8 protein-coding genes are annotated in these 12527 nt (G+C 45.3%); 7 read left to right on the plus strand and 1 reads right to left on the minus strand.

Annotated features, from left to right (window positions below; translation table 11 throughout):
- Positions 1-32: 32 nt before the first annotated feature.
- From AC6R1O_RS18050 to topA, 3 genes are read left to right on the plus strand one after another with little or no spacing between them, the layout of a single operon-like run.
- Positions 33-5678: a strawberry notch-like NTP hydrolase domain-containing protein gene (locus AC6R1O_RS18050; protein WP_500657564.1), complete on the plus strand. Its 5646-nt coding sequence runs from the start codon at positions 33-35 to the stop codon at positions 5676-5678.
- 12 nt (positions 5679-5690) lie between these two features.
- Positions 5691-6008, plus strand: coding sequence for a hypothetical protein (locus AC6R1O_RS18055; protein ID WP_500657565.1), 318 nt, complete (start codon positions 5691-5693; stop codon positions 6006-6008).
- An 18-nt stretch (positions 6009-6026) separates the two neighbouring features.
- Entirely contained in the window at positions 6027-8612 is a 2586-nt protein-coding gene (topA, locus tag AC6R1O_RS18060) for a type I DNA topoisomerase (RefSeq protein WP_500657566.1), read from the plus strand.
- Between the two features lie 47 nt (positions 8613-8659).
- On the opposite strand, the gene AC6R1O_RS18065 is transcribed toward topA, so the two are convergent.
- Positions 8660-9355 (minus strand): hypothetical protein, encoded by a 696-nt coding sequence (locus AC6R1O_RS18065; protein ID WP_500657567.1) that lies wholly within the window; start codon positions 9353-9355, stop codon positions 8660-8662.
- Between the two features lie 75 nt (positions 9356-9430).
- On the opposite strand from AC6R1O_RS18065, the gene AC6R1O_RS18070 reads away from it, so the two are divergent.
- The 4 genes from AC6R1O_RS18070 to AC6R1O_RS18085 form a co-directional block, all read left to right on the plus strand.
- Positions 9431-10303 (plus strand): thioredoxin domain-containing protein, encoded by an 873-nt coding sequence (locus tag AC6R1O_RS18070; protein WP_500657568.1) that lies wholly within the window; start codon positions 9431-9433, stop codon positions 10301-10303.
- Positions 10300-10866: a hypothetical protein gene (locus AC6R1O_RS18075; RefSeq protein WP_500657569.1), complete on the plus strand. Its 567-nt coding sequence runs from the start codon at positions 10300-10302 to the stop codon at positions 10864-10866. Before AC6R1O_RS18070 ends, AC6R1O_RS18075 begins: the two co-directional genes overlap by 4 nt.
- Positions 10867-10878: 12 nt before the next feature.
- Positions 10879-11457, plus strand: coding sequence for a hypothetical protein (locus AC6R1O_RS18080; RefSeq protein WP_500657570.1), 579 nt, complete (start codon positions 10879-10881; stop codon positions 11455-11457).
- A gap of 3 nt (positions 11458-11460) precedes the next feature.
- The coding region (locus AC6R1O_RS18085) for a hypothetical protein (protein WP_500657571.1) at positions 11461-12527 on the plus strand (1067 nt) is incomplete at its 3' end.

The following is a 12527-nucleotide window of genomic DNA, read 5'->3' on the forward strand; positions in this document are numbered from 1 at the left end:
CGTAAGACGAATAGGTAGAATAGGACGATGCTATGAGTTTTAAATGGGCAGATTTGAGTGCGAGTAACGCCGCGCTGTCACTATACACGCTAGGCGCAGTGCAATGTGTGCTGATCACATCGGACAAAGGTTCGATTACTGCTGCACAACGAAGCAAATTGAAAAGTGAGTTTGGGTTTCGCGATGTCAAAATGATAGAGTCTCCCGAAGCTCTCACATTGGCAACAATGCGATACACCGCAAAAGACACAAAAAAATTAAACATTCGAGCAATTCCATTTCAACAGATTGCGGAAGTGTTCGATCATTCTGTTATTCGCGAAATGGAGCCAAAAGAGGCGCTACAGCTTTGGGAGGGTTTAGAGAAAGCCACCGCCAAAGCCGTCGTCTCTACTATGGCTTCAAAGCGAACACAGCGTGCTTTGCAGTCGTATGAAACGATTGGCTTTAATGAAGCTGGTCGAGAAATTCATATTACTTCCGACGACGAACGATTTTACCGTATCGACGACACACTGTATTTTTCAAAAGGCCCTAGTAACGACTTTCTCGAATACTACTGGAATGGTAAAGGGATTAAGCAAGCAGCTAAAGACCTCTTAAGAGAATCGCAAATTACGGGTCGTATGGTAGACGCGAACCGCATAGATCGTGCAATTGAGTTCGGTGAAGAAAAGCTCCGACTCACGAGCGAAAGAGCGAGTGGTGTCCATTCAGATCTGTGCTATATGCTAAAGGTCTTGTATCTAACCGATCTTCAGCAGTCCAGCCAAGAATCAGAGATTAGCGCAGAGCGCCTCAATACGCTTAACAATATTGTCAGCGAGTTTCCTAAAGCAACACGAGGCCAAGAAAAAAGTGTTTTGCCGCCGGCATTCGCATACATTACACGAAAATACTTAGAAGCGGTGGACAACTGCGATTCTCTGAGCATACTAAACACAGAAAGTCTTGGTGCGAATGTTCTGTCACCGCCGGAAATTCCAGTACGCATCATTAGCCCAGAATCCAAGTACGACAATGTGTACCTTACAACGTTATCAGAACAGTTGGGTGCAATCCCCTACACGGCGACTGAAATCACAGCCATAAACGCAATTCCAACCTCGCAAGTATTGTTTTCTTCGCAGAAAATGGAACTTGATGAACCAGTGAATGTAGGCGCTATAACCGTAAAGCGGAAAGACCACTATGAAATGCTCTCGGCTCTTAAGGCCATGAAGCAAGACGCAAGCGGTGTCTTCATTATTGGTGCGGACAACGGGTTTGATATTGGTACCGTCGGGATGGATTCGTTTCCAATTCATGACTACGTTTTCAAAAACTACAATGTGTTAGAGACGGTTGACGTTGCACCCATTGTGTCTGGCGACAACAGAGAAGAAAGTGCCAAACGCATTTACATCATCAATGGTCGAAAACCCGTACCATCAAGCACAGCAGCCCCTACGGAGATCAACGCCCTCTTCAGTGTCAATGATGTTCACGCATTTGCCAATACATTAGACACCAAATTCAAAGTCGACTTACAGCAAGAGATTAAGTCAGCGAGTGAGCTATTAACCTCTACATCAGTAAGTGACATTCTGGCTTCTTACACGTCAAACCAACGACTAGCAGCGAAGTATGACCTCAACTTTGCACAAGCCAGATACACACCGCTAACATCCATCGCTCCGGCCAACGACATGTCAGCCATGCCAACAAACTTCGTGAACGCGTCTCGAGAGGCAGCGGTGAAACTCGTACGTGACGTCGGTAACCCAGACAGTTTCTTGGTGGAAGAACTAGGCATGGATGCCGAGATGATTGCCGAGAAATTCGATGCTGAGCAAATTGACGCGATCACTATGGGTATTTGGCGGCTTAAGAATGGAAAACCGTTTCTGCAAGGCGACGCAACGGGTAAAGGAAAAGGCCGAACACTTGCTGCCATGATGTACTGGGCTTCGAGAAATGGTCTAGAGCCCGTTTTCATGACTTCCACATCAGACCTTTTAAGTGATATTTGGCGCGACATCAGAGATATTGGTGCAGACACCTACCTCAAGCCCTTAATTATCGCTGGCGAAGACACCGCTATCATCGACAAAGATGATAATTCGGTAATTATCGATGCCGAAACCATCAAAGGCACTCGCCAAGCTCAATTTGATAGCAAGAGCTATCGATTACAAGACACGAATATGGTGCTTACCGTCTACTCTCAGTACAACCGACTGGGACCAGCAAAAAATGGCCGGAAGAAAGTAAAACTAGTTGATCGACTCGGTAACAACGCGAAATGGATGCTCGAGTATTCTGCACGCAGAAATCCACTATTTGTCATGGACGAGAGCCATAACGTCGCCTCGACTACATCAAACCAAGCGAATGTCATCGAATTATTCACTAACGCCACTCGCCAGCCTATTCTTCGCTCATCGGCGACATGGGCTAAAAGTGCAAACAACATAGCCCAGTGCGCAGATTTGTTGCCCCCGCAATATAGCGCTGATGTTCTAAGACGTATGGTTTCACGTGGTGGCACGGGGCTACAAGAGGTACTTTCAACCACGCTGATTGCTGAAGGCGCCATGGTTCGTCGAGAGCACAACTTCGGTAAGCGGAAAGTAGACATCATTGAATCAGAAGATCAGCAACGCAATAGAATTGCTACGGATGAAATGTCACGTATTCTTCAAAGAATGCGCGTATACACCAAGCATCAATTCGAGCTGTATAAGCGTTCAAGAAGTGATATGTCCAACACATCGGACTTGAACATTGAAGAGTTTTCGTTTCACTCAACCTTTGCATTAATTAGCGATGGCTTCACTAACGCCATGCGCGCTGATGCGGTCGCTAAAGCGGCTGTTGAAGCGGTAACCAACAACGAAAAGCCGATTATTGGTATTGATAAAACGGCCGAGTCCGCTCTTAAATTTTTGTTCGATAATGTAAAAGAAGAGGGTGAAAGCAGCGTTGTTCTCGATGAATTTCCAGACTTTCGCGTCATGTTGCTGCGTTGGATTGAAAACGCTGGCACGCGACGCTACAAGGAAAAAATTGAACCCACTCCCGCTGAAATACAAGCTGCTGCGAAACTAGGCCAGAAGGCAGAGCCCACTTTCAAGACGCATGTCGTAAGTTGGCGTGAAGAGCTTAGCCAAGGATCGCCAGAGTACCAAGAATTGGAAGTACTTGAGAAAGAACTAATTCGTTCTCTTGACGGCCTCCCTTCCCTACCACTGTCGCCAATTGATGTTGTTAAGCTAAAGCTAGCTGACGAAGGGATAAGCTGCGGAGAAGTATCTGGGCGAACTTTGCATATTCGAAAACATGAGGACGGTCAACGCTTTGTTATAGAGCCGAGAAATCGTGAGTCAAAAGCCGAAGCGCAATTTCGATTTAACTCACATAAGGATGAAGCCATCATTCTCACACGATCGGGAACAGAGGGGATCAGTCTTCATGCCGCAGCCGAACTTCAAAAATATGGCAAGGAGGCAATTAACCCCCGCCATGTAATGTTAATGGGTACTTTCCTAAACGTCGTCGATGAAGAGCAGTTTTTCGGGCGCGGAGAGCGTAAAGGTCAAGTTGTACTGGCACGGTCGAGCAAAGTAGTAACGGGCATGCCTATTGAAGCGCGAACTTTGGCTTTGAGCGAAAGAAATCGACTACGCTTGTCAGCATCCACTACTGGCAACTCTAAGTCGGTACGCGCTACCGAAACATTACCAAACCTACTTAATGCGTTTGGTGATGAAGTTGTGACCGAGTATTTGGTTGATCATCCAGATGTCATTGATCAACTGGGTTTTACGGAAACGAAACGCAACGCAATTTTGGACTATGGTTCGGCGGCGTTTAAGCGTACACAAGTCGCAAACCTTTCCGGTTCGGTACTAGGACATATGATGTTGCTCGACTACGCCCAACAAAATGCGTTACTCGACGATATTACGAACTTCTACCGAGCGAAGCTCACTTCACTGCAAGCTCGCGGCCTTGATCCTATTAATACCAAAAACTTACGAGGGTCAATCACGATACTGAACGAAGAAAAACTAGTCGGCGATATCAAAGAGCACTACGAGAGTGAGTTTGATAAACCGGTATTGGTGCAATCCATTCAAATAAAAAGTCCTCCGGTCAGTGTCGACCCTAGCGCAATTGAATCAGATATAAAGCTAAGTCAAGACAAGCTAGATTTATTTGTAGAGAAGAAAGGTGCTTCATTAGGGGATTTAGCGCTGTATGTGATGCAACACAAAAATGAAGTTTTGATGCACAAGCTAAACAAACATAATACTAAAGTCCAATTTATGAAGCACGCTACGTTCTACCATAGCGTTAGTGACGCACTCAGTGATAACAACAGTCGTAACGAGGTCAAGATAGCAAATGAAGATGTCACACGCATTATCACCATACTACGTAATCTAGAACTTGGCGGTGTGTATAGGGACTTCTACGATAGAAACCATGGCATGGTTATCACCGGCATTACCCTTCCACGCAAAATGGAGTCGATTTTGGACCCATACTCCTACTCAGTCCAGACTGCAAGCACGAACGGTGAGTTGAACCGAGACACAACTTTCGAATCTTTGCTGTACTTCTCAAATAATATGGAAGATGAGCTTAAGTCCTCATTTCAAGGCGTGTATTCACGACAGCACCCAATTTGCGAGCAATTTGAAGGTTTGAAGCTTGAAGGTGCAACGAGCCATGCTGTGGTATTAACCGGTAACATTGTCGAAGCAGCTCGCATCAATGCAGAAGCGCAACTCGGTAGCCAAGTAATGCTCGTTGACAGTGATACGAAAGCCTCCTATCCCGCCATAAAAGCACGACATGGTCTAGGGTTACGAGAAATCATGTCGAAAAGCTTTTCGGCCACTGATGATGACAAAAATCTACTCATCAAAGGCCATGAAATGGGTGCCATAAATGGTCAGCTCTTTATCTTCGATCATAAGTCGGCGACCGACACCGATGCTGGCAAAAAAGAGGGAACGATCATGTTTGGGCATTCAGGGAAGTTTGTCGTTCGGATGCCTAAGACTAAGGCCGGCTGTATGGGATTAGGGGTGGCAGATCCGTTTGATGGTCGTGAAGCATCGCGGAGCACTCCAAACGCCAGAACAGGACTATCCTTGAGTTTCAATTTCAACACCCAAGAAGACCTCGTTTTCGTGCTGGACAGATTGAGCGAAAACGGCTTCGACATTCAGATGTCAGGGAGAACTCATTCACAACTGGAAAGCGTGGTGTCGAAAATCGAAAGCTCCGCGACGAAAACTGGCGACATTGAAGACCAGATGGATATCGAAGATGTCCTTAGTTCGTCCGCTGCACAAGTAGACACTACAGTTGCTCAAAGTGTTAAAGGTGACCTTATTGATGAGATAAAAACTGGCGTAATCAGTAAAGAGCAAAGTCAGGACACCTCAACGGTAGAGACATTGGATATCACGGCAGAGCTACCAAATGAACAACACGCTGGCCCAGATGAGATAGACATGACCGATAGTCGTAGTGACTCCAATGCGTACGCTCCTGATGAAGTCAAAACTGAGCGTGGCGAATCAGCGCCTGAAGAGCACAACTCAGTCAGTCTTATGAGTGAACTCGACAGTCAAGAAGATGAAGAGATTTACGATATTTTCGCCGCGAGCGCAAAGATGTAAATGGAGATAGAGATGCACATCACTCAACTATGGCCGCAAGTAGCGGCCCATATCCCGAATCAGGACGCAGTCACTGAAGACCTTGAAGACGTCAATTACTACGACGCAGAAGATCTAACGCTATTTATGATTCACGCTAGCACCATTGAAGTCGCGATTGACGACGAATCGGCAAACAGCGACACGATCAATAGCTACAGTGTCACAAAGTCAGACCAAGAAGGTAGTTTTGTACATACCGCGTCGTGCTATCGCGATGGCACCGTATCATCGATCGCGATAGAAGGCATAGAAGTCATGATTGATGATTATCTAGAAATGTACGCATAGCAAAAAGGTGGGATAAGCATGAAACTCATCATAGTGGAATCGCCAAAGAAAATAGGCACCGTTAAAAAATACGTTGGCGCCGGATTTGAGGTAGCCGCCAGTATTGGTCATGTACGAGACTTACCCTCAAATACGTTAGGGTTGACCGATGAGTTGCGTCCCACCTACGTTGAAACTAAGCCGGACGTCATAAAAAAATTGCGAGCTATGGCCAAGCGCGCCACTCAGGTCATATTGATGACCGACTTAGATCGTGAAGGTGAAGCGATAGCATTCCATCTAATTGAGAGTCTTGGACTAAAGGATAACTATGTGCGCTGCACCACCAACAACCTCAATAAAGAAGGGATTTTAAACGCATTAAGTAATCCAAGAAAAATCGAGATGAGTCAAGTATACAGTCAGGAAGCTCGCCGTGTACTTGACCGACTAATTGGTTACAAGGTATCTCCTGTCACCCAAGCTCTCTTAAGCACACCAAGTGCAGGTCGAGTCCAAACCCCAGCGTGCCGCTTAGTAGTAGAAAGGCAAGAGCTTATCGATAAGTTTAGTCGTGTCGCCTATTTGGATCTTCAATTGGTGCACGGTGTAGGTAACAAGCAATGGACGTCTCGTTTAGATGTTGAGGGTATTGTTAAGAGTGGCAACTTAGACCAAGTACTCACTCCAGAGCTATCAACCAACGGCAAGCCGGTACCAAGGCATGTTACAAACGGTCAATTCATCCAAGCGATTCAGAAAGAAGTATTTAGTCGTGGACTGGTAACCGTAAAATCGTTCACAAAACGAGAAACACGAACAAAAGCCCCTGCTCCATTTACGACATCAAGCCTACTGCAAGCCTGCTCAAGCGCGCTAGGGTTTAGTGCGGACACCACCATGAAAGCGGCACAAGGGCTGTTTGAAGCGGGGTTAATCACTTATCACCGAACAGACTCAACTGCGTACGACCCGAGCTCAATCAAGATTATTCGCAGCTTTATAGAGCAATGGCAAGCAAATCAAGATGCACAGTATCTATCACCTCAAGTGAATCAGCATAAAGTAGCGGAGGGGGCTCAAGCAGGTCATGAAGCGATCAGGCCCACGAACTTACATCTCAACGTAAACGAAATCGATGATAGCAACCAGAAAGCGATGTACCAGCTTATCTTTTGTAGAACAATTGCTTCGCAAATGAGTGATGCAGTCTATGACAAGACGGATGTCGTGCTGAACGCCAATTTTGCGATCGCTAACACTGAGATAAATTTTATCGCCTCGGGACGGATCACCAAATTTGAAGGCTGGAAGAAGATCTACAACGAAGTAAGTGACGACGAAGAGCAAGCGCATGAAACTCGGGTCCAAACAATCCCTCCACTTACTGAGGGTGAGTCTATCAAAGTTACTAATGCTGAGATTGAGAAGAAAACAACAAAGCCACCAGCGCGGTACACTGAAGCAACCCTAATCAAAGAACTTGAGAAAAGAGGGATCGGTCGACCATCGACGTTCGCCAGTACAATTAGCACACTCTATAAACGTTCGTATTGTAAAAAAGATGGTAGATTTATCATGCCAACGCCGGCAGGCAGAACGACTATAGAAAACCTGAGAGGTAAATTTCAGTTTGCAGACTATGAGTACACTGCAGATATGGAAGCTTCGCTAGATAGAATAGCGAATGGAACGACGAAATACGAGTATGTGGTCCCCAAGGCCAACCAAGAGCTTCTTTTGGAGATTGATTCATTTTCTACCACGTTACTCGGTAGCATGAGATCTGAAATGTGTAAGAAATGTAATCGTCAAAGTTTGTTGCGCAAGGAGTCAAAGCAAGGTGTTCCATACTGGCAGTGCTACCATGATACATGCGATGGTTTCTACCCTGACAAGGGAGACGCCCCGAATTACGAATTTAGCCCACCGGAGAAAACGGATTTCAAATGCCGCCTTTGTGATAAACACCTGAACTTGACTCCTGAGAAGGAAGACAAAACTCGGTACTTTTATTGCCCAGACAAGCGGCACAAATTTATCGTACCAGCGCTAACTGGGGGTCATGGAGAAGTACTGCCTGATTACAACCAATGGGATCAAGAACATAAGTACAAATGCCCGTCCTGCAGCGGTGGCTTTTTGCGGCTTACACGTAAAGAAGACAAATTTTACTGTAGCAACAATTTTAGTAAAAAACCTTGCAGTACCTTCCTTAGCGTAGCGACCGATGGTGCTCCAGATTACGATAAGTTCAAGCAGCAACAAGAAGAGTACAACCGCTTGCATGATTGCCCTGTGTGTAAAAATGGCAAGTTAAAATTGACCAAAGCAAAAGACAAGTTCTTCTGTTCAAATAGCTTTGATAAAGGGCGCAAGCGCTGCAAAACATTCATACCGGCGGATAGTAATATGGAGCCAGACTTTGAAGCGTGGAAGGCGCAGCAAAGTGAAAATACTGGGCCGAGTAAAAAGCCTGTAGACCGATGCCCTATTTGCTCGACACCGCTACATATTCAAAATCACCTATTCCGGTGTTCGAATGGTCATGAGTACCATATCAAATCAGACAACACGCCAGATTTAGATGAAATCGCAAGCCTGCAAAATCAAACTTACGTATAAAAAAAAGGGCTCATGAGGGAGCCCTTTCTTGTACACTGCATGCCAACCTATACCTGCTTGCAACGCACGTCTAGTAGTACTCGGTAGTTCTTCACTGCTTGATAGAAATCAGTGTCTGGCAGTAATACTTGCCAACCTTTAGTCTGCTCTTGAACGTGAACTTGAACATCTGGAACATCAGCACCACGTTTCATTAGTGCATGAACGGCTATGGGTGAATACCCCTCTTCACAAACACTATCACCGTAACTAATTCGTTCAAATGGCATCAACTCAAGCGCGTAAGACGGATACTGAGTATAAAAATCACTGCCTGACGGTGCGGTAACCATCCAAGAGCCACGCACACTATACGTCTTGTTCATGCCGTCATCTGTGACCACTTTGGTGGAGAAGGGCAATCCGTTGGCCATCAGCGATTGATACATGCGATGCTCCATTTGGTCTCGATTAATCTGCTCAGATGCGTACAGTACCTTTGACACAATATCAGGCGTCATACCGATTGTGTCCTGTTGTTGCATCATGTAAGCAGCAATTGAGCTCAATTTGCTACTAGATGCAATCGCTTTTGCGACACGTAAATCATCGTCTACAGCCAATTTGTTCAATGCCGTAGTCTGTCCTGAGATAGCTTTACTTAGACTCGCGGTGGATGAGATTACCATGTCCATCTTCTGCTCATCGCCACAACCAGAAAGCGCAGCGACACATAGTACGAGTGACAATTTTTTAAGTTCCATATCAACCCTCTCCTAGAATATACACAAAAAATAATATACCATATATTCCATTACATCCATAGCTGAGATCATGACATGGACAAATGGTTAAAGGTCATCAACACCACTGCTCTGGTCGCTGGAGCAATATCCCTTGTGAACCTGAGTTTTTTGAACGAACAAGATCATCCGTTTCTCACTCAAAATTCCGAACGCTTTGAAGCTCAAACCGTGCAGCAGCCGTCAAACGATATAAACCATCTGCTAATTGAGGCGTTAAGGGCCACGGAAGGCGTTGGGGCATCGGAGAGAGCCAAAGTCAATGCCCCCGCCCCCGATAAATCCCATCACGAAGAGCTGGCCACAGTGAGTGAGCCAAGCAAAGATTTAGCATCAAGTAGCAGTGAACAGGTGCAAGGCGCATTGGAATCAGCAATACCAAACTATTGCGACTTTTTCTATTGCAAGGAAGGGGATGAAGAAGTTTACCCACTAAGTTTACCGCTGGCCGCCAAACTCAACACTAGGCCCTCATTCGTTATTGGCGATAAGAATTCGAACGGGACCAGCTTAGTTGTTGTATTTGATCCTACTTGCCCATCATGCAAGGCACTGTATCGAACAACCATAAGTCGCCTGATTAGTGAAGGGCATTCCGTACGAATTATCCCCACGCTTTATCACGATAAAATCTCAAGCCGCGGTACCACCTTGGTGCAAAGTATGCTGTGCGCAGAAGATCGCGTCTCCGTCCTAGAGAAAATAGCAACTAATAAGCCGGTGGATAGAGCGCCATATGAATGCACCATTAAGCTTGATGAAACAAGGACTCTGATCGAAGAAACCAAAAGTGCTTTAGCCGACTTTTCGCTTGATGGAGTAACGCCGTTAGTTTTTACCCCTAAAGCCATGTGGTTCACAGCAACTGATTATGCGACTACAAAACGTTATTTGGAGATGAATCTATGATCAATAGAGCAATAGCAGTATGCATTGCAGCCTTTACTGCCAGTGGGTGTTCATTTCCACTGCAGCCAGCTGCAACTTATAACATCCAACAACCAATTCAAACCACTGTAGACTATTTGGAGAACACCCGTCATTTCACAGGTATGAGCGATATTCGCCGATACCTGAAAGACATGATTGGCAATGAAGATGTGGTCCTTAGCAACGGGGCAGAATGGCAACAGCTGTTTGTACGTTTACCTAGCCATTTCACCTCCGAAGAGAAAAAGGGGCTCAATGATAACCTATCGCGTACTTGTTGGAGCTTAAAGCGAGATGCGCAATTGCAACCTATGTCTCAGGCTCACCGCGGCGCCAATAGTATTAATACGGTGTTTGGGTGTGTATCTAAGCGTCTAGGTAGTGATTACCCTCTGTTCACTGTGTCCTACGTCAATGATAACGTCACTCAATCATACATCACGGTGGTTTCGCCAAAACAACACTACACTAGCCTAGATTTTCGCTGTAAAGCCAAACGAGAAGGGTACGAATACGTTCAACCTATCTTGTGTTACGAATAAGGGTGGCCACGTATGATAAAAACCGCTCTCTACAAATTAATGGTACCTAGCTGGAGATCAACGCTTACAGACGCTAAGTACGAACATCCATTTAAGAAAGCTTTTGCCGCACTGGACTCCAATGGAGCTGTTTTACCTGCAAAGATCTCCCCTGAACAGTACTGCCAGCATATTCTTCAAAACAACATCACTAGTGACTCACAAAAACGATTGGTCCAACAATACTCAAAGATGGCCAAATTGGACGGCGTTATTGTTGTCGCATTTTTGTTGTCGATGCTCGTGATTTGTTTCAACATGGTGTTTAACGCCGACTTCACGATCTTTGGCATCAAGCCGCCCTACGCCCTACTGATATTACTCACTTGTATTGTTCAAACACTTCGTCTGCTAGTTGATCATTTGCACAAAGCCAAACAAATAGTGTCTGGCTGCGCCTTTCCAAATTACTTAATGATTACTTCACCAAAAAACCTAAGTAACTGGTATGAGGGCGTATACTACCGAAACACGTTGGTATATCGAAGCATGCCTCTTATCGATGAGACGCTAGATAAGCTTCGTGAACTTGAAGGATTAGAGAGGATATAGCGCATGAGTCAGGATAGAATGGGTAACGAGGGACTAGGCCTCGTCATTCTGATTAATCTAGCATTGCTCTTCGTCTTATTTACCTACTTCGATGAAGCGATCACAATTCCGTGGGCCGCATACCGACTAATTGATAGCCTTTTCTGGTCACATGTTCCGTTCTTACCTGATTCAGTCACCGGCGCCCATAAATCGATTGTGCACAGTTTGCTCGCATTAGAGAGCTGGGCACAGCTCGAGTATAAGCACGTCTATCGCATTGAATATATGGTCATGTTCAAAACGACATGGTTGTACCTGTTATTACCCTTGCCATTTATTAAGCGAGTGGTTCAGAAGAAACGAGATCTGGAAAAGTACAAAAAGAGATTGGATTACGATGAGCTTATTGAACAGGAAACGGTACTGTGGCGATACAATCGCTACCTGATCAAACACAACCCAACCAAAGAAGGGGTCGACGTTTTTAAGGGCCGGTTTGCTGGAAGGGAAACTGTTCTTAATGGGCTAAAACGAACCGAGTGTTTCTCGGTTGACCGAAACAATAACAGGGTCACTCTCAATACAAAACGAGCGACTGAAATTTTCTCAAGCCAACTTAAGTACCCTATGAGTAGAATTGAAGACGTGTATAAACTGCCATTCGTCTACAAATTTTGTATCTGTGTGTTCGGACTGAGAGATGAAACTTTGCCTTCAGTATTTTCACAAACTGAAGTGCTAAAGGCGTATGGCAGGCTAAAATGGCTACGCTTTGCAAGATGGGCGCTTGCTATGATTCCGCGAGCTGACCGATTATTAGTACCACTAGACCAAAAAATCATGCATTTTGCCTATGGCCATTATAAATCGACAACGAAAATTAAGCACTCATTGGACTTCAATGAGGATGTCAGATTTCAGCTATGCGGGGACTACTCATACCACTTAAATGGTGAACTCGACTTGAGATACGTTGAAGAATTGGTCAACCATATTTTACCTCTTGTGCTCGCCCACCCTCCAATTCAGGCTCTATTCAAGCAGCATGCCTATGCTATTACATTCACCAGACGATTACTGGCCGAAGC

This window comes from Vibrio sp. R11-SG3-ISO3-SZ (assembly GCF_059834345.1).